Annotated in this window: 19 protein-coding genes; 12 read left to right on the top strand and 7 right to left on the bottom strand. The window is 42.1% G+C overall.

Going from position 1 to position 22,637, the window contains the following annotated elements; all coding sequences use genetic code 11:
* Window positions 1-32 precede the first annotated feature (32 nt).
* From ACYZ0U_RS14540 to ACYZ0U_RS14520, 5 genes are all read right to left on the bottom strand, one after another.
* Entirely contained in the window at window positions 33-1,469 is a 1,437-nt protein-coding gene (locus ACYZ0U_RS14540; protein WP_461453262.1) for a serine hydrolase domain-containing protein, read from the bottom strand.
* Between the two features lie 42 nt (window positions 1,470-1,511).
* Entirely contained in the window at window positions 1,512-2,438 is a 927-nt protein-coding gene (locus ACYZ0U_RS14535) for an aspartate carbamoyltransferase catalytic subunit (protein WP_461453261.1), read from the bottom strand.
* A 104-nt stretch (window positions 2,439-2,542) separates the two neighbouring features.
* The gene (gene pyrR / locus ACYZ0U_RS14530) at window positions 2,543-3,094 is read right to left on the bottom strand and encodes a bifunctional pyr operon transcriptional regulator/uracil phosphoribosyltransferase PyrR (protein WP_461453716.1); all 552 of its coding nucleotides are present in this window, start codon (window positions 3,092-3,094) and stop codon (window positions 2,543-2,545) included.
* A 187-nt stretch (window positions 3,095-3,281) separates the two neighbouring features.
* Window positions 3,282-5,270 (bottom strand): 30S ribosomal protein S1, encoded by a 1,989-nt coding sequence (gene rpsA, locus ACYZ0U_RS14525; RefSeq protein ID WP_461453260.1) that lies wholly within the window; start codon window positions 5,268-5,270, stop codon window positions 3,282-3,284.
* Window positions 5,271-5,438: 168 nt separating this feature from the next.
* On the bottom strand, window positions 5,439-6,110 hold the full coding sequence (locus ACYZ0U_RS14520; RefSeq protein ID WP_461453259.1) for an ACP phosphodiesterase: 672 nt from the start codon (window positions 6,108-6,110) through the stop codon (window positions 5,439-5,441).
* Between the two features lie 119 nt (window positions 6,111-6,229).
* On the opposite strand from ACYZ0U_RS14520, the gene tyrS reads away from it, so the two are divergent.
* From tyrS to ACYZ0U_RS14505, 3 genes are read left to right on the top strand one after another with little or no spacing between them, the layout of a single operon-like run.
* Window positions 6,230-7,513: a tyrosine--tRNA ligase gene (tyrS, locus tag ACYZ0U_RS14515; protein WP_461453258.1), complete on the top strand. Its 1,284-nt coding sequence runs from the start codon at window positions 6,230-6,232 to the stop codon at window positions 7,511-7,513.
* A gap of 37 nt (window positions 7,514-7,550) precedes the next feature.
* Complete coding sequence (gene parS, locus ACYZ0U_RS14510) at window positions 7,551-8,045, top strand: type II RES/Xre toxin-antitoxin system antitoxin (protein ID WP_461453257.1); 495 nt, start codon at window positions 7,551-7,553, stop codon at window positions 8,043-8,045.
* Window positions 8,046-8,048: 3 nt separating this feature from the next.
* Entirely contained in the window at window positions 8,049-8,501 is a 453-nt protein-coding gene (locus tag ACYZ0U_RS14505; RefSeq protein WP_461453256.1) for an RES family NAD+ phosphorylase, read from the top strand.
* Between the two features lie 8 nt (window positions 8,502-8,509).
* Here ACYZ0U_RS14505 and ACYZ0U_RS14500 read toward each other — a convergent pair whose 3' ends face one another.
* Together ACYZ0U_RS14500 and ACYZ0U_RS14495 are read right to left on the bottom strand one after the other, a co-directional pair.
* A complete protein-coding gene (locus tag ACYZ0U_RS14500; protein WP_461453255.1) occupies window positions 8,510-9,187 on the bottom strand; it encodes a PH domain-containing protein in 678 nt (225 codons plus the stop codon).
* Window positions 9,188-9,246: 59 nt separating this feature from the next.
* A complete protein-coding gene (locus ACYZ0U_RS14495) occupies window positions 9,247-10,230 on the bottom strand; it encodes a LuxE/PaaK family acyltransferase (protein ID WP_461453254.1) in 984 nt (327 codons plus the stop codon).
* A gap of 114 nt (window positions 10,231-10,344) precedes the next feature.
* Between ACYZ0U_RS14495 and ACYZ0U_RS14490 the strand changes: the two genes are divergently transcribed.
* The 9 genes from ACYZ0U_RS14490 (at window position 10,345) to ACYZ0U_RS14450 (ending at window position 22,490) form a co-directional block, all read left to right on the top strand.
* Window positions 10,345-11,016, top strand: coding sequence for a lipid-binding SYLF domain-containing protein (locus ACYZ0U_RS14490; RefSeq protein ID WP_461453253.1), 672 nt, complete (start codon window positions 10,345-10,347; stop codon window positions 11,014-11,016).
* 487 nt (window positions 11,017-11,503) lie between these two features.
* Complete coding sequence (locus tag ACYZ0U_RS14485) at window positions 11,504-12,922, top strand: inorganic phosphate transporter (RefSeq protein ID WP_461453252.1); 1,419 nt, start codon at window positions 11,504-11,506, stop codon at window positions 12,920-12,922.
* 31 nt (window positions 12,923-12,953) lie between these two features.
* Window positions 12,954-13,775: a universal stress protein gene (locus tag ACYZ0U_RS14480; RefSeq protein WP_461453251.1), complete on the top strand. Its 822-nt coding sequence runs from the start codon at window positions 12,954-12,956 to the stop codon at window positions 13,773-13,775.
* A 433-nt stretch (window positions 13,776-14,208) separates the two neighbouring features.
* Complete coding sequence (locus tag ACYZ0U_RS14475; RefSeq protein ID WP_461453250.1) at window positions 14,209-14,760, top strand: REP-associated tyrosine transposase; 552 nt, start codon at window positions 14,209-14,211, stop codon at window positions 14,758-14,760.
* Between the two features lie 419 nt (window positions 14,761-15,179).
* Window positions 15,180-15,830 (top strand): beta-phosphoglucomutase, encoded by a 651-nt coding sequence (gene pgmB / locus ACYZ0U_RS14470; protein WP_461453249.1) that lies wholly within the window; start codon window positions 15,180-15,182, stop codon window positions 15,828-15,830.
* A 114-nt stretch (window positions 15,831-15,944) separates the two neighbouring features.
* Entirely contained in the window at window positions 15,945-18,248 is a 2,304-nt protein-coding gene (locus tag ACYZ0U_RS14465) for a glycoside hydrolase family 65 protein (RefSeq protein ID WP_461453248.1), read from the top strand.
* Between the two features lies 1 nt (window position 18,249).
* Window positions 18,250-19,215 (top strand): hypothetical protein, encoded by a 966-nt coding sequence (locus tag ACYZ0U_RS14460; protein WP_461453247.1) that lies wholly within the window; start codon window positions 18,250-18,252, stop codon window positions 19,213-19,215.
* A 16-nt stretch (window positions 19,216-19,231) separates the two neighbouring features.
* Entirely contained in the window at window positions 19,232-20,956 is a 1,725-nt protein-coding gene (locus tag ACYZ0U_RS14455; protein WP_461453246.1) for an alpha-amylase family glycosyl hydrolase, read from the top strand.
* 139 nt (window positions 20,957-21,095) lie between these two features.
* Window positions 21,096-22,490, top strand: a complete 1,395-nt coding sequence (locus tag ACYZ0U_RS14450; protein WP_461453245.1) for an MFS transporter — start codon at window positions 21,096-21,098, stop codon at window positions 22,488-22,490.
* Window positions 22,491-22,637 lie beyond the last annotated feature (147 nt).

The following is a 22,637-nucleotide window of genomic DNA, read 5'->3' as shown; positions in this document are numbered from 1 at the left end:
GTTTGTTTCAGCCGGTCTTTTTTTTTCGACTACTATTGTATCTTCTTTAAAATATTTACGCCAACCCCATCAACGCTTTCACCGCAATTGGATAGTATCACTATTGCGATATTTTTTTCTTTATTAAAAGCTAAGAAGCTGCTGCTACCATAAGTGCCACCGTTATGAAAGTAATATTCAACCCCATCAACCTTTATAATATGCCAGGCCAGGCAAACCTTTATATCTTTATCAAAAGTAACGTTGTGCGTTAGCTCTATGGCTTCGGATAATTTGGTACTCCCGTAAGCCATATTTGCCTTGGCGTAAATTAAAAGATTATTTACTGTTGATTTTAATGATCCGCAAGGAGCGAGTGCGCTAAAATCCCATACTTCGGTTTGTTTACCATCTTCATTATAAACAGATGCAAGCCTTGGTTTTAATAATGGTGTTATATTCTGTACGGTGCTATTCATTTGCAAGGGTTGGGTGATGATTTCCGTTACCATTTGCTCATAGGTTTTTCCGCTGATGTGTTCCAATAAGATGCCCAATAAGCCCGCCGCCATGTTTGAATACGCATATTTTTCGCCGGGTTGGCTATTTAAAGTGCAAGTTTTAAGGTAGGAGAATAATAACCTTTTAGTATAGTCCTTATACGGGTTCAATGTGTCTGTAACATGTGCAAAAAAGTCGGGTGGGAGGCTAGGCAAGCCGGATGTATGATTGCTTAGATTTTGTAAAGTAATGCCGTGCAAGGCTTTATTTAAAGTGACAGAGTCGGGTAAATATTTAGTGATTGGATCGCTTAATTTCAATTTACCTTCGTTCACATAATAGGCCAGTAATGTGGAAGTAAATGTTTTGGTAATAGAGCCGATCTCGAACAAAGTGCCGCCTGCAGGCAATTTTCCGTTGCCGCGCGCAGTTTCTCCGTATTCGTAATAATTTATTTTGCCATCTTTCAATACACCAATGCTTAAACCAACAGTATTAGCTTTTTGAATATATACACGCGCGGCGGTATCAACATGCCGGTCATCAATAGTTTTTAATAGGTTTGATGATGATGCTAATGATTTCTTTTCGCCTTCGGCTTTTTTGTACGGTTGAAATAAAAATACTGCAAGCTTATCATTCTTGTCCAGGCTCATGAGTAACTGCAATGTTTTACCTGTACTAAAATTAAGCTTGTAAATGGCGTCCTTATTATTCTCGAAACTAATAAGTGATGATTCTTTGATCTCGCCCAAAACAAAAAGCTGGTAATTACAAATATTGCGAAAAGCCTCAATTATAAGATCTTTTTTTAATCGTGAGCCGGTAAGCTCATAAAGTTGATCGGCATTTTTGGCGTTAAATTGTGTTTTAACCAATTGAAATACAGAATCGGTTTTACGCTGTTCAATACTTTGGGCCATAGTATTTCTTGTGAGAAGGTTTAACAAGATAACAAATACCGGGAAGAAAAGAAATTTTGATCGCATATACATTGGTTATTGAAACGAATATACGACCAAAATATTGGCTTATGGGGTTTGCCCGGCCAATAAATATAGCACCGCCATACGTATTGCCACGCCATTTTCCACCTGATCAAGGATGATAGATTGCTTGCTATCGGCAACATCGCTCGTGATCTCTACGCCGCGATTAATCGGGCCGGGGTGCATCACGGTGATTTCTTTATCCAAAGAATCCAATATTTGTTTATTTAACCCGTAAAGCATGGTATACTCGCGCAGTGAAGGGAAATATTTGATATCCTGGCGCTCTAATTGAATACGCAGCATATTGGCTACATCGCACCAGTTAAGGGCTTTTAACAAGTTATGTTCAACCTTTACACCTAATGAGCCAATGTATTTTGGGATTAGTGTAGTAGGCCCGCAAACCATAACTTCGGCACCTAAATGTTTAAGGCAAAGAATGTTTGACAAGGCAACACGCGAATGCAAAATATCGCCCACAATAACTACCTTTTTACCTGCCACATCGCCATAACGCTCACGAATAGAAAATGCGTCGAGTAAAGCTTGCGTAGGATGCTCGTGCGCACCATCACCAGCGTTAACGATCTGGGCATTTACATGTTTTGACAGGAATATACCGGCACCTGCGTATGGGTGGCGCATAACCACCATATCCACCTTCATAGCTAAAATATTGTTTACCGTGTCGATTAATGTTTCTCCTTTGCTTACTGATGAAGAGGAGGCCGCAAAGTTTACTACATCTGCAGATAGGCGTTTCTCAGCTAGTTCAAAAGATAAACGTGTGCGGGTAGAGTTTTCGAAGAAAATATTGGCAATAGTAACATCGCGCAACGAAGGGACTTTTTTAATGGGACGGTTCAATACCGATTTAAAAGTATCAGCGGTTTCAAATATCAATTGAATATCTGCCGGGTTCAGATCTTTTATTCCTAATAAGTGCCTTGTGCTCAGTCCTGCCATTTTCTATTTTGATTTCGGATGTCGGATGTTCGATTTCGAAATTTATTCTTTGTTTTCTTATACTGTTGCTCAAATTCCGAATTCGAAAATTTCGAAATCTGATATTAACCCTCTTTTGCTTCCGACAGTAAAACTATTCTGTCTTCGCCATCTGTTTCTTTCCAGCTTACCACTACTTTTTGCGATGCGATGGAATCAACCTCAATGCCCACGTAATCTGCTGCTACCGGTATATGCCTTGAGTAACGGCGATCAACCAGTGTAAGCAGTTCTATTTTCTCAGGGCGACCGAAAGCCAGCATCGCGTCCATGGCTGCACGTATGGTGCGGCCAGTCCACAATACATCATCCATCATGATGACCTTTTTGCCTTCAATAATAAAATCTATTTTAGTTTGATTAGGTACCAGTTGTTCTCCCCGGCGACGGAAGTCATCGCGGTAAAAAGTAATATCCAGGTCGCCTTGTTGTATGGTGCTTGCGGGTAATATTTTGCGTAGTTCCTCGGCAACGCGCTTAGCTAAATAAATGCCGCGCGGTTGAATGCCAATAAGTACCGAGCCTGAGAAATCGTTATGATTTTCAATTAACTGACGACATAAACGCTGAATTGTAATCTGAAATTTTTGACCGTCGAGCAGCGTAAGATTTTGCATCGTTTGGGTGGATTTGGGCAAAGGTAGGAATTTTTGTGATTAGTTAAATAAAGAATAGAGATTTGACGAGTAAAGTTATAAGAAAAGGGTCATCATTACGTTTCGATCGCAATGTGTTATGAAATATCATTCTATAAAAAAGCCCTGCTAATATGATCAGCAGGGCTTAAAACTATTAAGTTAAAGCTTATTTAGCTTCTTCTTCTTCAGCAGATTCTGCTTTCTTAGGAGCAGGGGCTGGCGCAGCTTTGCGGGCTTGGCTTTCAGCACCTTCCATTTGCTCTTTTAACTGAGCTAATACGCTAAGATCGCCTAAAGTTGATTTTTCAACTGAGTCTTTCACTTTTTTCACCGCGTTAGTAGCAGATTTTGCTTCTTTTTTACGGTTTTCAAATTCCTGTACACGAGCATCAGCGCGAGCTTCTTCCCAAATACGTGAGTGTGAAATAACGATACGTTTGTTTTCTTTGTTAAATTCAATGATCTTGAATTCAGCAGTTTCTTCACCTTTTAAGCTTTTGCCATCTTCTTTAACCAGATGTTTGGTAGGGCAGAAGCCTTCAACACCGTAAGGTAAAGCAACAATAGCACCTTTATCAGTTACTTTTAACACTGTACCTTCATGTATTGAATCAATAGTGAAGATGGTTTCAAAAGTATCCCAAGGGTTTTCTTCAAGCTGTTTGTGGCCTAAGCTTAATTTGCGGTTCTCAACATCAAGTTCTAAAACAACCACGTCTAGTTTTTCACCAACTTTAGTGAATTCGTTAGGGTGATTAACTTTTTTGCTCCATGAAAGATCGCTGATGTGGATCAAACCGTCAATTCCGTCTTCAAGCTCAACAAACACACCAAAGTTGGTCATGTTTTTAACTGTAGCTATGTGTTGTGTACCAACAGCATAACGTTCAGCAGCATTTTGCCAAGGATCAGGAGTTAATTGTTTAATGCCTAATGACATTTTGCGCTCGTCGCGGTCAAGTGTTAATACTTGTGCTTCGATTTCGTCACCAACTTTAAGGAACTCCTGTGGATTGCGTAAGTTTTGAGACCATGACATTTCTGACACGTGGATCAAACCTTCAACACCCGGAATAATTTCCAAGAACGCGCCGTAATCAGCAACAGTAACAATTTTACCTTTTACTTTAGAGCCAACCTGAATATCTTCAGTTAATGACTGCCAAGGGTGAGGAGTTAATTGTTTTAAGCCTAAAGCGATACGTTTTTTCTCGTCATCAAAATCAAGAACAACAACGTTGATTTTTTGATCTAATGCTAAGATTTCGCGTGGATGCTCTATGCGACCCCAAGAGATATCGGTAATGTGTAATAAACCGTCAACACCACCTAAGTCGATGAATACACCAAAATCAGTAATGTTTTTAACAGTTCCTTCCAATACCTGTCCTTTTTCAAGGCGGGCAACAATTTCGGTTTTTTGGTTTTCCAAATCGTCTTCGATCAGCACTTTGTGCGATACCACTACGTTTTTAAACTCGTGGTTGATCTTAACAACTTTGAATTCCATTGTTTTACCAACGTACACATCGTAATCCCTGATAGGTTTAATGTCGATTTGTGAGCCTGGTAAGAAGGCTTCAACGCCCATAATATCTACAATTAAACCACCTTTAGTTCTGCTCTTAACAAAACCTGTGATGATCTCATCGTTATCTAAAGCTGAATTAATGCGCTCCCATGATTTTTGAGTTTTTGCGCGTTTGCGTGAAAGGACTAACTGACCGTTAGCATCTTCCTGCGATTCAACGAAAACTTCAACTGTGTCACCTACTTTAAGATCAGGTGTATCACGGAATTCAGAAACTGATACTAAACCGTCAGATTTAAATCCTACGTTTAATACCACATCTTTACTGTTAACATTTACAACTGTACCTGTAATAATTTCACCTTTAGTGATAGAGCTGAAAGTTCCATCATAAAGTTTTTCCATTTTTTCACGGTCGCTGTCGCTGTAATTGCCAAATTTCTTCTCATCTGCATCCCAATCGAAATCCGCGTCGGGTGTAGATGCAATTTGTGACTTGATGTCTTCGATAGAGATTGAATCAGCCTCTGATTCAATAGTCTCTTTTTCTGCAGTAGCGGTAACTGTACCCAGTTCAGCCTCTTTTGCTTTTAATTCTTTTTCTGCTTCTTGTTTTTTTGCCATTAATTAATTTTTCTCCTTTTCCCAATTTTCTAATTGGGACTGCAAAGGTACGGATATAATTTAATTACAAAAAAATAAATTAAGTGTTAATTGCTGATTTTAAGGGGTTTTTATTGAAAAAACAAGCTTTTAGAATAATATTTTAATATAGATATATTAATCGCCTGATCAGTTGGAGCTTAACTGGCTGTCAATCTCATCAAAAATCCGCATATAGCTGTCATAAATATATTCACGATAATGTACTACCACATCATTGATAGCGGCTTCATGTTCTTCGGTAAACGGGTCTTTCCAAACACGCATACATATTCTTTTTAAGGCGTAAGCTATCTTGGGTGTTTCGGAATAGGTATGCAGATAGCCATCCCTTTTAAATCCATCAAAAAAACGAAAGAATTTGGAACTGTCTTTCAAGCTTGCAAAGGTTAAAAACTCTTGTATTATAACATGATCGCAACCTGACAGGTGTTCATAAAAGTCATCCGCCGAAACGGTATTGGTTGTGATAAGCAGGTTATCCAATATTAGTTCCAAGGCAATATGCCCTAAAAAAAATGGCTTTACAGGCGAACCTATAATAGCCGGAACAAGTTGTTTTTTGAGCTCATGAGAATGCGTAAGGAAAAAGTCGGATGAGTGAAAATAGCGGTCAACTTCCAGGTGTTTGTTCCAGCCTTTGATGATACAATTGATGCGTTCATCCGTATGATGTAGTTTTTCAGGATGTAGCACAATTGTTTTATCGGCATTTTTAAGCAAGTCGGGCATTACTGTCCCAAGGATGTGGTAGCAGTCGGTAACGTTGCGGTCGAAGTAAAAATGGGATAAAAAATTCATATATACTGGTAGCTCAATATACGGAAAATTAGATTACCTGAGAGTTAAGACCGTCAAAAAAATAGATTTTACACTATTCTGTTATATTTGCAACCGTTTTAAAGGATAGGAAATACACGATGAACTTTGTTGAAGAATTACGCTGGAGAGGCATGCTGCACGATATTATGCCAGGAACTGAAGATTTATTAAATAAAGGTATGGTTGCCGGCTATATAGGTTTTGACCCAACAGCGGATTCGTTGCACGTGGGCAGCCTGGCGCAAATCATGACCATGATACACTTTCAACGTGCTGGTCATAAGCCATTTGCTTTGGTCGGCGGCGCTACCGGCATGGTAGGCGATCCTTCAGGGAAATCAGCTGAGCGTAACTTGCTATCCGAAGATGTATTACAGATCAACTTAGCCGGCATACAAAAACAATTAGAAAAATTTCTTGACTTTAACAGCGGTGCCAATAGCGCCGAGATGGTTAATAATTATGATTGGTTCAAAGAATTTTCTTTCCTGAATTTTATACGTGATGTGGGTAAACATATCACCGTAAACTATATGATGGCTAAAGATTCGGTGAAGAACCGGATCAACGGCGATACAGGCATGTCGTTCACTGAATTTACTTACCAGTTAGTGCAGGGTTATGATTTTTACTATTTGTGGAAGAACAAAAACTGTGTGCTGCAAATGGGCGGAAGCGATCAATGGGGGAATATTGTTACCGGTACGGAGCTGATTCGCCGTAAAGATGCTGGTGAAGCGTATGCTTTAACTACTCAATTAATCAAAAAATCAGATGGTACTAAATTCGGTAAAACAGAGGGCGGAAATATCTGGTTGGATCCGACTAAAACATCTCCTTACAAATTTTACCAGTTTTGGTTGAATACAAGCGATGCTGATGCAAAGACTTACATCCGGATATTTACTTTGTTTGATGAGGGAACTATCAAAAATTTAGAAGTTGAGCAGGATGCAGCGCCGCATTTACGTACGTTACAAAAAGCTTTAGCTAAAGATATTACCATACGTGTACATGGCGAGGCCGAATACGAAAAAGCGATCAAATCATCTGATTTTCTTTTCGGTAACACTGGAATAGAGTTTTTAAGCGAATTGAGTAATGATGAGGTAATCGGCATTTTTGAAGGAGTACCTAATTTTACTATAAATGCTAGCGAATTTGCTGAAGGAATAAACGCCACTGAATTATTAGCGGGTAAAACAGCTGTATTTGCTTCAAAAGGCGAAGCGAAGAAGATGATACAGGGTGGTGGGGTAGCCATCAATAAGCAAAAGATAGGAACTGCCGAAGATGTCTATCAAGCTGATAGCCTGATCAATGGGAAATTCCTGGTAGCTCAAAAAGGAAAGAAAAATTATTTTTTAATTATCGCAGAATAATTTGGGTAAATGACAAATGTCCTGTATTTTTGGATAAATGTCGTACAAAAAGAAACATATTGAACCTTCTGTAGTTAATGAACCTATGAGCATTTATATTACTCAGGGTTCAAGTAATTTTTTTTATGGTTTATTATGTGGTATAAAACCTATTGATCTTTCGAATGATTTTAATATCGTTCAGCTAACCCGCAAGGGTTTGCCTAAAAGGGTATTGCTATCATTGGCTAAAAAAATTTCCTTAACTATCCAGGAGTTAGCTAATATTATGCACATTTCTGAGCGTACCTTACAGCGTTATGATGATGAGGCTGTTGTAAGTTCTGAGTATTCAGAAAAAGCTATAGAGCTTGCCCGCCTTTATACACGTGGTAACGAGGTATTTGGTTCTATTGATAAATTCAAACTATGGGTTAGAACCCCAAGTGTAATATTCAATGGTGAGGCCCCATTATATCTTTTAGATACATCTGCCGGCTTTAATATGGTTTTTACGGAGTTAGGCCGTATTGAGCATGGTATTTTTGCTTAATCCATGATACTTTATCGTATTGCTAAATGTGCTTACATAAATGATTTAAGCGGAGCAGGGGCGAGATTATATGGAGGACGTTGGAGTAGTGTAGGTAAGCCTATGGTTTATTTGGCATCAACCAGGTCATTAGCAGTATTAGAAGTATTGGTACATTTATCGCCTACAATGTTCCCGGATAGTTTTTGTATCGCTGAGATCAAAGTTCCCGACGATAGTATCAAGGAATTAGCTATTAACAATATACCGGCCAACTGGCAAGATATTTTGCCATCCATCGAACTAAAAAAAATAGGGGATGATTTTTTAAAACAACAAGAAGGTTTGTTGTTGAAAGTCCCCTCGGCTATAGTAGCCGAGGAGTTTAATTATTTGTTGAACCCTCTGCACCCGGCCATGTCAAAAGTTAAGCTGGTCAAACAGTTGCCTTTCAATTTCGACCAACGGTTGGTTTAGTCATTTTATTACAAATCGCTTAACAAATCCAATTTCTTGGCGTTGTATTCTTCCTGAGATATTAAACCGTTATCAAAAAGCATCCTTAATTTTTTCAATTTTTCAGTTAGTTCATCAGGCTTCGGAGCTGCAGCTACAACGGGCTCTTCATGAATTACTGGAGCCGGAGGTGCTTCAACAACAGGAGTAGGTTGTACTAACGGTTGTTGTTGAAACGGCTGATTAAACGCTGCGGGAGTTTCAAACTGCATAGCACCTGATTCTGCGCGCTTTTCTTCCAAATCACGCAGGCGACGAGCCTCCCGCTCTTCTTCCTTACGTTCTTGCGCGTATTGGTATAGTTTGCGGGCCTGTACTTTAGGTAAGTAGTCAACGCCCATTTCTGCGCCGTTAGTTGTCCTTACGCTAAAGATGGCACCAATTATTTCTTCTTTAGTGAATACATCAAGAATATCTTTCCAAACAAAATCAACAAATTTAATAGACAAGCCCAGGTTTGCCGGGGTGAAAAATAAGATGCGCTTGTTAGTGATCGCAATGCAATCAGGCAAAATATTTACCAGTGGTTTTTTTTGAACGGCGATATACAATATTTCTTCGCCGGAGTTAAGCAGGTCGTTTAGGCGCGAGTATACTTTCTCTACGGTTTTCGGATCCTGCTCGTCGTTCAAAAATTTCTCAATCATATGTATGGTTGTTTATTGGTGGTAAATTTAATAATTATATATTATTTACAGGTTAAGTTTTATGCTATCAGCAAATTACAGCCGCGAATGTCGGCATTGTCGAATCTACCGAGCACTTCAAAACTGTCATCAGCATATACTTTCCCTAAATCTTGCGTTGCTAAAAACGAGCACGAGTTGATATTCGCCAGGTCGATGATATTTATACCACCCGCTCTGTCGCCTTGCATCAAAGTTACCGGGTCGTTGGTATCACGTGTAATAATGCGCATCCACGGTGGGCAATTGAATATTCCATTGCCTTTGGAGTATGCTTGCGATAATAGCTCTGTCATCCCATACTCCGAATGGATTGCATCTACCCCAAAACCTTTGGTGAGGATATCATGTAGTTCCTCACGGATCATCTCCTTGCGCCTGCCCTTCATTCCGCCGGTTTCCATCACAATCAGCTCGGGGAAATCGATTTGATAACCCTCCACAAAATCTAACAAGGCGAATGTTACCCCTAATAACAAGGTAGGTTTATTTGCCTCCTGCTGCTTATTAAGCTGGTGATATAACTCTTCGTGGTTATACAAATAAAAGTCACTATCGGGATTGTTAGATTGTTTTATCAAATCCTCCGCCATGTATATCAGTGACGATCCTTCGCGCTCCAGGTACGCGGGGAGCAATGCCAATACCGTATAATCCTTGATATCACCATAAAACAATTCAAAAGCTGTTTGAAAACTATCTACATACCAACTCACATCCGTAACCGGGTGGCGGCTGGTGATCAGCCCTGTAGTGCCGGAGCTGGTGAAGGTAATCTCCACTTCATTAGTGTTACTGACTACCTTGTGGGATTTAAAAAACTCAATAGGCAGAAAAGGGATCTGTTCAATAGTCTTAATACTATCAACATCAACACGCAAGCCTTGAATAAATTCCCGGTAAACCGTGCAGTTTTGTGCTTGGTGCCGGAATATATGCAGTGTTACATCAGTAAATTGCTCTCTACTCTTAATCCCGAATACTTGCTGCTTACTGATCGTCATATCGCTACAAATATAATGTGTGGTTTCAATTTTATACAGATTTATGCAAACAACCTGCATATTTAGGGGTTTAAACATTACATCTATAAACAACAACAATTAGATACAAGAACCATGAAAACATTAAAATTATTATGCATGCCCTTGTTACTTAGCTTAGTAATAGTAATGGCATCAGCAACTGACGCGAGTAAAGAGACCGAGCGCATACATGCCGCCGCTAACGTGATCCGCGATTTTGGTAAGATGCGCGAGAGTATCCCGCATGATTTGATCGAGCAATACAGTGGTATTGTGATCATTCCGCACCTGATTAACGCAGGTTTAGGAATTGGCGGTTTACGCGGTAAAGGCGTAGCCATGGTGAAGTTGCCTAACGGCAAATGGAGCGACCCGGTATTCGTAACGCTTACTGGTGGCAGTATCGGCTTGCAGATCGGTGTACAATCAACTGATTTAGTGTTGGTTTTCCGTCATCGTGGTGCTTTGGCTAAGGTTAAAAATGGCGACTTCACCCTGGGTGGCGACGTATCAGTTGCAGCTGGCCCGGTTGGCCGTAGCTCATCTGCCAGTACAGATTACAAACTGGAAGCCGAAGTATACTCATACTCACGCAGCCGTGGTTTGTTTGCAGGTATAACCTTACACGGTTCAAACCTGTCTATTGACAAGCATGCTGACCATGCCTTTTACGGTATGGACTTAAACTCACGCGAGATATTTGAAACTGGTACGAGCACTACGGAAGGTGTTGTTGGCCTAAAAGAAGCTATCAGCCACTTGTAGGCATGTTAGTTTTAAATTTTAAATCCACAAAAAGCCCCGCCTAAAGTGGGGTTTTTTGTTTTGTTTCAGTTTTTGGGTTAGTTCCCAAAGTGTCACTATCACCGGTGTGAAATGGACTTGTAGTATGGCCCAAACACACCTGAACATTCCCGAACAAACTCGAACAAACCCGAACAAGCCGCCGAACACCCGAACGAGCCGAAACATGCAAAATATTGTAAATGAGTGGCTTGAATATACGGGGTTGTTTCATCGCTGAAACAAATTTCGCTGTAAAACGCTAATTTTAAAACAAAAATTAAACATAAGCATGTCGTTTGCCGGCATTCGGGAAACAACATTCCCTATCAAGCTAATATCAACATAACATAATTTACAGGATAACATAACAATTTGATAATCTGCATTTTTCACACTAAAGCGGCTAAAACCATTTCTTTGGGTTAATCAAAAAATTTTCTCACCTAATTATTAATGCTGTAAAATTATGCTCAACGTACTAAGTGCAATCACCCTGCCCTTTATTGGCGAGGTTACTTTAAGCACGTCACTGCTGGTTGTATTTGCAATTTGCCTTATAGCGGTAGTCGGCTTTGAGTTTGTTAATGGTTTTCATGATACCGCCAACGCTGTTGCTACGGTTATCTACACCAAAGCGCTGAAACCGGTTTATGCGATTCCGTGGTCGGGTACTTTTAACTTCCTGGGCGTGTTCCTGGGTGGGGTAGGTGTTGCCATGGGAATCCTGAAGCTGCTCCCGCTTGATGACCTCATGAAACTGCCCGTTGCCGTAGGCGCGTGCTTCGTACTCGCGGTATTGCTGGCTTCTATTTTATGGAACCTGGGTACCTGGTACTTAGGCATCCCATGCTCCAGCTCGCATACGCTTATTGGCGCCATGATCGGCGGTAGCATCGCGTTTACCTTGTACTATCACGGTGCAGGTGTTAACTGGGACAAAGCAAAGGAGATCGGCTTGTCGCTTATCCTTTCGCCACTCATCGGATTTGGGGCGGCTGCGTTGCTGATGCTGCTTTTACGCAAAACTTTAAAAGATTCCGGGCTTTTCCACATCCCGCAAGGCGATAACGATACCCCGCCATTACTCATCCGCGGTTTGCTGATCCTTACCTGTACACTGGTAAGCTTTTTCCACGGCAGTAATGACGGGCAAAAAGGTGTTGGCTTACTGATGCTGATCCTGATCGCGTTTGTGCCTGCACGTTTCGCGGTTAACCATAATAAATCCGACGCGCAGATGCTGGCTTCCTTAAATAAGATCGAAGTATCTATCAATCACGCTAAAGTAACAGGCGATAAAGGCCATGGCCTGGTGCTTGCCAGCGACTCCGCCATTGATAAAGCCAAAGGCTATTTCGCCAGCAAGGCTGATACCGATAAAACATACAAGCTGCGTAAAAAGATCAAAAGCATCCAGAAGGACGTCGCTTCGATATTAACGGCTAAGGATATCCAGTTGGCTGCTGCCGATAAGAAAACGCTTACAGCAGGCACCAAAGACCTGACCGATATGACCGACTGGGCGCCAATATGGGTTATCGCCATGATCTCTATCTCGCTGGGTATCGGTACCATGGTGGGCTGGAAACGTATTGTGGTAACCATTGGCGAAAAAATTGGTAACCAGCACCTGAACTATGCGCAGGGCGCCACATCCGAAATTGTTGCCGCGTCAACCATTGGTTTAAGCACCTGGTTTGGTTTGCCGGTAAGTACCACGCACGTACTATCCAGCGGTATAGCAGGATCCATGATGGCATCGGGCGGTACCAAAAACCTGAACGGTAACACGTTAAAAAATATAGCCTTAGCCTGGATATTAACCTTGCCGGTTTCTATTATATTAGCATTCGGGTTATTTATAGCCTTCCATTTATTTATATAACCAGCATTATTCACATTAAAACATTGAAAAAATGAAACAGATACTTGTTGCTATAGATTTTTCAACCAGCGCGGGCAATGCCATGGAATATGCCATGAACTTGGCTAAGATATTGAACATGGAAGTATGCGCTATACATGCCATTGGCCCAACCGAAGGCATTAACAACAATACCTACAACGCCATTTTTATTGACGATTATTACAATAACAAGCGCCAGGCACTAAAAGACTGGAGCGCCAAATACACCGAACGCGACGAGTTTAAGGAGATAGAAGTAACCTCTGTTTGCGGTGTAGGTTTTTTAAAGAACGTAATAGGCAAGTACATTGAGGAAAACCACGTAGAACTGCTGGTGATGGGTATGACCGGTGCTACCGGTATTGCCGGCATTGTGGGCAGCAACGTAAGCACCGTGGTATCGGTAGTGAAGATCCCGACGCTGATTGTGCCTTTGGAAAGCAAGTTTTCGGGTGTGCCGATCATTACACTGGCGACTGATTACGAAACCCGCCTCTCAGCCGATGACGTAAACGCCCTGAATGAAATGGTGGAAGCCTTTGGCGCGCCAAAAATGCAGGTGCTTTATGTAGCCGAAAAAAGTGGTGCTAAAAACCTGGAAGCCGGCGAGGCCAAACTACAGGAACTGATTAAAAATGTGAACCTGGAGTTTAACTACATAACCGACAGCCGCCCGTTGAATGGCATTATGAAGTTTGTGGAAGAGCACGAAACCGACATCCTGTGCCTGGTAAAACACCACCACGGCATCGTATACCGCCTGTTTAACCGCAGCACCGTAAACCAGATCATGAACAAAACCGTAAAGGCCGTACTGGTACTGCACGAATAATACCTTTCCTTTCCCTTATAACAGAAGAAGCTGCTTTATGCAGCTTTTTTTGTTTGGGGTGGGGTGATATTGTCTGAACCGGAATTTTTAGAATTAATGAATTTATGGAATCCTCCACTGGTTTAAGAGTTAGCGCAGCGATCTTAAATCCACCATGAAAAACAAAGACTCCGTCTGGCATCTGAAACGAAAAACTCTCCGATAAAAAAAACCCCTGGTTTAAGAGTTAGCGCAGCGCTCTTAAATCCATTAAGAAAACAAAGACTCTGTCTGGCGTATGAAACGAAAAGCTTCCACTGGTTAAGAGTTAGCGCAGCGCTCTTAATCCATTGTAAAAAATAAAGACTCCGTCTGGCGTATGAAACGAAAAGCTCTCCAATAACAAACGCTTAAACCAAGTATTTTTATATCTTAGCCTTACAAATCTAAATCTATGGCCAGCCGCTATCATTTTGGCGACAACGAGAAACCACATTTTATAACATTTGCAGTAGTTAATTGGATAGACGTTTTTACAAGAGCGGCAAATGTTCAGGTCCTGCTTGACAGCTTGAAATTTTGCATTGAAAAGAAAGGACTGAAGCTGCATGCCTGGGTAATAATGAGTAACCATGTGCATTTAATAGCATCTGCAAAAGAAGGGATAAAACTGGCTGATATTATGCGCGATATGAAAAAGTTTACCAGTCGGCAAATAATTGCGTCAATAGAACAAAATGAACAGGAAAGCCGTAAAGATTGGATGCTATGGATGTTTAAAAGGGCAGGAGCGAAAAACAAGAATAACGACACCTACCAGTTTTGGCAGCAAGACAATCATCCGATAGAGTTAAGCACAAACCAAATGGTAGACCAGCGGATGGATTACCTGCATACCAACCCGGTAAAGGCTGGTTTAGTTTGGGAGCCGCAACATTATAAATATAGTAGTGCTGTAGATTATTACTCGGCAGAAAGCGGATTGCTAACAATTGAGAAGATCTGATAAACAAAGGAGCGTGGGTGCTTTATCCGGACGGAATCCTGCATTTTCTATTTTAGATTTAAGAGCGCTGCGCTAACTCTTAAACCAGTTGGGAGCAGCGCTCTTAAATCCATTCATAAAAAATAAAGACTCCGTCTGGTATCTAAAACGAAAAGCCCGTCTTATAAACGAATTTCGTTATTATCCGGACGGAGTCCTGCATATCCTAATTTGATTTAAGAGCGCTGCGCTAACTCTTAAACCAGTTGGGGCTTCTGTAAGCAGAAGATTGCCACGCTCCGCTCGCTATGACGGTTAATAAAGATAGCTGCTTCATTTTGCAGCAATGAACTTGCGATCATCCACTCCAAAAAAATGATAAAATAACCTGCCACCTTATTAAAAAACCCTACCTTAGTGTCAACTGTACATATTGATAAATGACTACTATAAAAGCCTGCATATTCGACCTGGACGGGGTAATTGTTGATACCGCCGTATACCACTATAAAGCCTGGAAACGCCTGGCCAACCAGCTTGGTTTTGATTTTACCGAGGAGCAAAACGAAAAATTAAAGGGCGTAAGCCGCACCCGCAGCCTGGAACTGATCCTGCAATGGGGCGGCATCACTAAAACCCCTGCGGAACAAGAGGAACTGGCCACGCTGAAGAATGCCTGGTATGTAGATATGATCAGCCATATGACACCGGCTGAAATTCTGCCAGGTGCCAAGGAGTTTTTAATCGCTTGTCGCGCAGCAGGATTGAAGACGGCATTAGGTTCAGCCAGCAAAAATTCGATGATGATACTGGAAAAGGTGGATATTGTAAACCTGTTTGATGCCGTTATAGATGGCAACAAGGTTACCAAAGCCAAACCCGATCCGGAAGTATTCCTGAAGGGCGCCGAAGCGGTGGGCATTGCACCGGCAGCGTGTGTAGTTTTCGAGGATGCCATAGCAGGCGTGGAAGCAGCGGTAGCAGGCGGCATGAAGGCCGTGGGCGTAGGGTCGCCGGAGGTATTGCATGAAGCTAATTTGGTGATAAGCGGTTTGGATAAGATGAGTTTGGAGAAATTGAAAAGTTTATAAAATTATTCTGTATGTCATTGCGAGGAACGAAGCAATCTCATACTATACAGAGCGGCTAAGCATGTTCGCAATTGCTGATTTCTCGCATGAGATGTTTTTTATCACGATATTAAAATGAAGGATTACATAAAAGTAGACGAGTGGAAGATCATTGAGGAGGGATTTGATCCTCAGCACAATAAAGTATCCGAAAGTATCTTTAGCCTGGGCAATGGCCGGATGGGTCAGCGCGCTAACTTTGAAGAAACTTACAGCGGCGAAACCCTGCAGGGCAACTACGTAGCCGGCGTTTATTATAACGATAAAACCCGCGTGGGCTGGTGGAAAAACGGCTACCCGGAATATTTCAGCAAGGTAATTAACGCTGCTAATTGGATCGGTATTGATGTGGTGATCGATGGCATCCAGCTTGATCTGGCTAAATGCGAGATCAGCAGTTTCCGCAGGGAATTGAACATGCAGGAAGGTCACCTGAAACGCAACTTCACCGCAAAAAATAGTGCGGGAAAAGAGGTTGAGGTAGAATCAACCCGCTTTTGCAGCATGGTTGACGACGAGGCCGGCGCGATAAAATATACCATCACCCCCAAAAACTTCAGCGGAAATATTACCGTAACCCCATTTATTGATGGTGATGTTGTAAATCAGGATGCCAACTATGATGAAAAGTTTTGGGACGAGGTCAGCAAAGTAAGTTTTACCAACGGTGGCCTGGTACATCTTAAAACTAAAAAAACCGGTTTTGATGTGGTTACGGGTATTCTGTATTACATTACCCAAAACGGAGCATCGGTAAACCCATCAGCGGAAGCTATAGAAAGAGAAAAATATGTAGGCGCCAAGGTTGAGCTGCAGGCACAGCAAGGCCAGGCGATCACGGTATATAAATATGCCGCCAACCTGTCGTCGCAAAACCACCCGGTTGAGCAATTGGAGGCTAAACTAAAGGAAACTTTAGATCGCGTAAGCAAAAAAGGTTTCGATACTATGCTTAGCGAGCAAGCCAATTCCTGGGCAGCTAAGTGGAAACATAATGATATCATCATAGAGGGTGATGCATCGGCACAACAAGGCATCCGTTTCAATATATTCCAGTTAAACCAAACCTACACCGGTCAGGATGATCGGTTGAACATCGGCCCCAAAGGCTTTACCGGCGAGAAATACGGCGGCGTTACCTATTGGGATACCGAGGCTTATTGCGTACCTTTCTATCTATCGACCGCAGAGCAGCAGGTGACTAAAAACCTGTTATTGTATCGCTATAAACAACTGCCGCAGGCTTACGAAAACGCGGCGATGCTGGGTTTTAAAGATGGCGCCGCATTGTTCCCTATGGTGAGCATCAACGGTTTGGAATGCCATAACGAGTGGGAAATCACCTTTGAGGAACTGCACCGCAACGGCGCTATGGCTTACGCAATATTTAATTATGTGCGCTACACCGCCGATGAAAGCTATTTGGTTGATTATGGCCTGGAAGTACTGATCGGGATCGCGAGGTTTTGGGCGCAGCGGGTTAGCTGGTCGGCGGCTAAGCAGCAATATGTAATGCTGGGCATTACCGGGCCAAACGAGTACGAGAACAACGTCAACAACAACTGGTATACCAATACTTTAGCCTGCTGGTGCATGCAATATACCACCAAGGTTATTGAAAAAGTTAAGGGTATGGATGAAGCCAAATATAAGGCGCTGGTTACCAAGCTTAACTTTAACGAGCGGGACGAAATAGACAAGTTTATCCACATCATCGAGAATATGTATTTTCCGTATGATGAGCAGCACAAGGTATTTATGCAGCAGGACGGTTACCTGGATAAGGAGCAGATCCTGGTTAAGGACCTGCCTGCATCTGACCGCCCGCTGAACCAGAAATGGAGCTGGGACAGGATATTAAGGTCGTGCTTTATTAAACAAGCGGACGTTTTACAAGGTATCTATTTCTTCGAGGATCAATACGATATCGAAACCATACGCAGGAATTATGATTTTTATGAGCCGCGCACGGTACATGAGTCGTCGTTATCGCCTTGCCTGCATGCCATTATAGCCGCCAAATTAGGCGATGAGGCAAGGGCGTACGAGTTTTATTTACGTACCGCCCGTTTAGACCTGGATGATTACAATAATGATACCGAAGACGGCTGCCACATTACTTCGATGGCGGGCACCTGGATGACGGTTGTGGAAGGCTTCGCCGGGATGCGTGTAAGAGATGGAAAATTATCTTTCAGGCCGTTTTTACCCGGTAAATGGCAATCATTTTCGTTCAATATCGGTTTTCGCGGAGCTTTGCTCAACATTAAAGTAGGCAAGGATGGCGTACTGGTTAAAAATCTTTCGGATATTGAGGCCACTATTTTGGTGGACGACAAGCAATCGCCGGTAAAGGCTAATAGCGAGGTATATATTTAAAATGAAGGAACAAAAATGGTTGCTGATCGGCGTAAGCACTGCGGTATTAGTGGGATTTCTGTTCCGGTTATTATTTGAGATATCATTTCTGCGCTCCTTTACTTCATCCATGAGCATTGGCTTTTTATTTGGTGTGCCCTTTATTATGGGTTTTATTACTGTATTCTTCGCAGAGAAGAGAGACTTAGAAAATGTTACTACGTCGATGTTCACGCCATGGGTATCAATTTTCGCATTGCTCATTGTAACAATATTGTTTAATACCGAAGGGTGGGCCTGTTGGATCATGGCTTTGCCTGTTTTTTTAATTTCGGCAAGTTTTGGCGGATATTTTGCCCGCAAATACCGTGAATGGACAAATAAACGTAATAACGGAATTAAACTTTCACTGATCGTTTTAATACCTTTTATGATCGTTCCGCTGGAAAATCTGGCGGGTAGGTCGTTAACTACTTATAAAGCTTACACCGAAATTGAGATCCACGCCAGTAAAGAACAGATTTGGGGCAATGTTACCCGGGTAAGAGCCATCAAGCAAAAACAAGACAGCGCTTATTTTACACGTTTTCTTGGTTTCCCAAGGCCCATACAAGCAGTTTTAGATACAGAAGCCGTAGGTGGAAAGCGTAAAGCGATATTTGATAAGGGATTGATATTTGACGAACAGGTAACGGCATACGAGCCCTTTAAGCTGATGAGCTTTACAATTCATGCCAATCCGTACACCATACCATCAACAACAATGGATAAGCATATTGTTATTGGCGGAGAATTTTTCGACGTTTTAAACGGTACTTATATTCTTGAACCAGCAGGAAACGGGGAATATAAATTGCGTTTATACAGCAATTTTAAATTACACACCACATTTAATTTTTACGCCCATATTTGGGCAGAGTGGATTATGCGCGACATTCAGAAAAATATACTGAAAATAATAAAGGAACGATCCGAATCAAACACTTAAAATAAGCTATAACTTCATGGGATCATCCTCCTCAACAAATCACAAACTCATCATTTACCAGCTATTGCCCCGTTTATTCGGCAATACAAATACTAACAATAAATACTACGGTTCTATCGAAGAAAATGGCTGCGGAAAGTTTAACGATATTAATGAAAAGGCTTTAAGCGAGATCAAAGCCCTCGGCATCACCCATATCTTTTATACCGGGATCATCGAGCATGCAACCATGACGGATCATTCCCAATTCGGGATCAAAATTGATGATCCGGATGTGGTAAAGGGCAGGGCAGGATCGCCTTACGCGGTGAAGGATTATTATGATGTAGACCCTGACCTGGCGGTTGATGTAAATAACCGCATGGCTGAATTCGAGGCGATGGTAAAACGTACGCACGATTCCGGGCTTAAAGTGCTCATCGATTTTATTCCCAACCACGTATCGCGCACTTATGCTTCTGATGTAAAACCAGCAGGTGTTAAGGATATAGGCCAGGATGATGATAAAAGCAAAAACTTCGACCCGAAAAACGACTTTTACTACATCGGCGGACAGGCATTTAACGTGCCACAGGGTTATAATCCCGGCGGCAATGAATTTCAAAGTCCGCTGAAGGATGGGCATTTCGATGAGAATCCCGCTAAAGCAACTGGTAATGATGTATTCAGCGCGTCGCCATCTATTGATGACTGGTTCGAGACGGTAAAATTGAATTACGGTGTCGACTATTTAGATAACCGGAAAACTTATTTCGACCCGGTACCGCCGCTTTGGAACAAGCTGTTTGATATCCTGTCTTATTGGGCACAAAAGGGTGTGGATGGTTTCCGTTGCGATATGATCGAGATGGAGCCCGTTGAATTTTGGGGCTGGGTGATACCTAAACTCAAAGCCGATCATCCCGACCTGATATTTATTGGCGAGGCCTATCATTACAGCTTGTACAACAAATATATTTTTGATGGCAAGTTTGATTACCTGTACGATAAAACAGGATTGTACGATGCGCTAAAAAAACTCATCCGAAACCAGGGCGATGCCACCAGCTGGGACATTAACAATGTTTGGAACAATGAAACCCGCGGAATTGACGCACATATGCTGCGCTTTTTAGAGAACCATGACGAGGAACGGATTGCCAATAATATTTTCGCGGGAAATCCCTGGCTAGCTGTGCCGGGCATGATCGTTACGGCAACCCTAAATGTTGGCCCGGTGATGATCTATTCCGGGCAGGAGGTGGGCGAACCCGCCGGGCATTCCATGGGTTTCAGCAGCGATACCCGCACCAGTATTTTTGATTATTGCGGGTTGCCCGAGCATCAAAAATGGCTGAATAAAGGCAATTATGATGGCGGACTGTTATCTGAAGATCAAAAAAATCTCCGGGCATTTTATGGCAAATTGTTAAACGTTGTTTTAAACAATGAAGCTTTGCGCGAAGGTAAGTTTTATGAGCTGATGATGGCTAACGAAGGCCAGTCCGGTTTTAATACCCGTTTATACATTTATGCGCGTTATACCGATAAACAACGTGTTTTGGTGATAGTCAATTTTAACAGGAGCCAGCAAAATATTACGGTTAAATTGCCCGATGATTTGCTAAAGCGAATGAACCTTAGCGGCGCTGCAAAATTTAATGACTTATTGAGTGCAACAAATTATAAAGTAAATAATATATTAGACGGCATAAACTTAACGCTTCCGGCAACAAGCGGATTGCTGCTGGAAATTGTCTGAACCTGAATTTTCAGAATTTAAAAATGAACAGAATATATTTGATAGAGAAGAATCAAGTACATCCTAACATTTTTGTAAGTTCGTTAATTCCAGAAATTCAGGTTCAGACAACTAACCAATTACTATTGAACCCATAATTATGGCAAATCGCGTGATCGTTCCCAAACCAAGGCTATCCTTTTGGCAGATCTGGAACATGAGTTTCGGCTTTTTAGGTATACAATTTGGCTTTGCCCTGCAAACCGGTTATGCCAGCCGTATACTCGAAACCTTTGGCGCCGATGTGGGCAATATCTCGCTTTTCTGGCTTGCCGCGCCGCTTACCGGCATGATCATCCAGCCGATCATCGGCCATTACAGCGATCGTACCTGGAATCGTTTGGGTCGCCGTCGACCGTATTTCTTAACCGGGGCATTGCTTTCAGGTGTTGCTTTATGCTTTTTGCCTAACTCATCAGGTTTGGCATTCTTAATTCCGCCGATTATTGTGGGGGCAGGTATGTTAATGGTGATGGACGCCTCATTCAATGTAGCAATGGAACCGTTCAGAGCTTTGGTTGCCGATAATTTACCGGATAGCCAGCATAATATTGGTTTCTCTTTACAAACCTGCTTAATTGGCGTTGGCGCCATTGTAGGATCAGCTTTGCCATCTGTTCTGGTGGAGTGGTTCCATGTGCCTTCGGTGGCTGCAAAAGGCATCGTACCGGATAACTTATTATACTCCTTCTACTTCGGCGGGATCGTTCTCGTAGCCTGTATTGTTTGGACGGTAGTAAAAACAAAAGAGTATCCGCCCGAAGTTTACGCCACCTTCCACGCGGATGAACCCGAGGAAACTGTTAAAAAAAGTGGCATCTCCGAATTTATATACGATCTGAAAAACATGCCGAAAACCATGAAACAATTGGGTGTGGTACAGTTTTTCTCATGGTTTGCGCTGTTTTCTATGTGGGTATTCACCACCCCGGCTATTGCCGCGCACGTGTATAATATATCGGCAGGTGATACCTCATCCAAAGGTTTCAACGAAGCCGGTAACTGGGTAGGGACTATGTTTAGCGTATATAATGCGGTTTCAGCCATTTATGCGCTTTCATTACCGTGGATCGTGAAGCATACCAACCGTAAACGTACCCACGCGTTCTCGTTGGCAATGGGCGGTATTGGGCTGATCTCCATATTCTTTATTCATAACCACTATTTATTACTGCTGCCGATGGTAGGCGTAGGCCTGGCCTGGGGCAGTATATTGGCAATGCCTTACGCGATATTATCAAGCTCTATACCTGCCAAAAAGATCGGTATATACATGGGCCTGTTCAATTTCTTTATCACCTTCCCGCAGATCGTTAACAGCTTAACCGGCAGTTTGATCGTTAAATATGTGTTTAATAGTCAGGCTATTTATGGTTTGGTAATGGCTGGCGTGTTTATGTTTTTGGCAGCGGTGTCGGTGCTATTTGTGGAGGACAGCAATAGCATCAATATTATTGAGACTGGCTTTGAGCCGGAAGTGAAGACGATAGCGTAATTGTCTGAACCTGAATTTATTAAATTTAAGAATGAGCAGAATAATAATGCTATTCGACAAATTCATTAATTCAACAAATTCCGGTTCAGACAACACTTTCCTGCGTTAGTGATAGGAGCGCATTGCACGGCCCCCTTCTGCCAGCGG

This window comes from Mucilaginibacter sp. (genome assembly GCF_965225845.1).
Lineage (GTDB): Bacteria > Bacteroidota > Bacteroidia > Sphingobacteriales > Sphingobacteriaceae > Mucilaginibacter.
This window is presented reverse-complemented; position numbering and strand designations above follow the sequence as displayed.

Excerpts from the sequence above, each read along its gene's own strand:
- ACYZ0U_RS14540 (WP_461453262.1), bottom strand. The coding sequence starts at position 1,469 with ATGCGATCAAAATTTCTTTTCTTCCCGGTATTTGTTATCTTGTTAAAC.
- ACYZ0U_RS14535 (WP_461453261.1), bottom strand. The coding sequence starts at position 2,438 with ATGGCAGGACTGAGCACAAGGCACTTATTAGGAATAAAAGATCTGAAC.
- pyrR (WP_461453716.1), bottom strand. The coding sequence starts at position 3,094 with ATGCAAAATCTTACGCTGCTCGACGGTCAAAAATTTCAGATTACAATT.
- rpsA (WP_461453260.1), bottom strand. The coding sequence starts at position 5,270 with ATGGCAAAAAAACAAGAAGCAGAAAAAGAATTAAAAGCAAAAGAGGCT.
- ACYZ0U_RS14520 (WP_461453259.1), bottom strand. The coding sequence starts at position 6,110 with ATGAATTTTTTATCCCATTTTTACTTCGACCGCAACGTTACCGACTGC.
- tyrS (WP_461453258.1), top strand. The coding sequence starts at position 6,230 with ATGAACTTTGTTGAAGAATTACGCTGGAGAGGCATGCTGCACGATATT.
- parS (WP_461453257.1), top strand. The coding sequence starts at position 7,551 with ATGTCGTACAAAAAGAAACATATTGAACCTTCTGTAGTTAATGAACCT.
- ACYZ0U_RS14505 (WP_461453256.1), top strand. The coding sequence starts at position 8,049 with ATGATACTTTATCGTATTGCTAAATGTGCTTACATAAATGATTTAAGC.
- ACYZ0U_RS14500 (WP_461453255.1), bottom strand. The coding sequence starts at position 9,187 with ATGATTGAGAAATTTTTGAACGACGAGCAGGATCCGAAAACCGTAGAG.
- ACYZ0U_RS14495 (WP_461453254.1), bottom strand. The coding sequence starts at position 10,230 with ATGACGATCAGTAAGCAGCAAGTATTCGGGATTAAGAGTAGAGAGCAA.
- ACYZ0U_RS14490 (WP_461453253.1), top strand. The coding sequence starts at position 10,345 with ATGAAAACATTAAAATTATTATGCATGCCCTTGTTACTTAGCTTAGTA.
- ACYZ0U_RS14485 (WP_461453252.1), top strand. The coding sequence starts at position 11,504 with ATGCTCAACGTACTAAGTGCAATCACCCTGCCCTTTATTGGCGAGGTT.
- ACYZ0U_RS14480 (WP_461453251.1), top strand. The coding sequence starts at position 12,954 with ATGAAACAGATACTTGTTGCTATAGATTTTTCAACCAGCGCGGGCAAT.
- ACYZ0U_RS14475 (WP_461453250.1), top strand. The coding sequence starts at position 14,209 with ATGGCCAGCCGCTATCATTTTGGCGACAACGAGAAACCACATTTTATA.
- pgmB (WP_461453249.1), top strand. The coding sequence starts at position 15,180 with ATGACTACTATAAAAGCCTGCATATTCGACCTGGACGGGGTAATTGTT.
- ACYZ0U_RS14465 (WP_461453248.1), top strand. The coding sequence starts at position 15,945 with ATGAAGGATTACATAAAAGTAGACGAGTGGAAGATCATTGAGGAGGGA.
- ACYZ0U_RS14460 (WP_461453247.1), top strand. The coding sequence starts at position 18,250 with ATGAAGGAACAAAAATGGTTGCTGATCGGCGTAAGCACTGCGGTATTA.
- ACYZ0U_RS14455 (WP_461453246.1), top strand. The coding sequence starts at position 19,232 with ATGGGATCATCCTCCTCAACAAATCACAAACTCATCATTTACCAGCTA.
- ACYZ0U_RS14450 (WP_461453245.1), top strand. The coding sequence starts at position 21,096 with ATGGCAAATCGCGTGATCGTTCCCAAACCAAGGCTATCCTTTTGGCAG.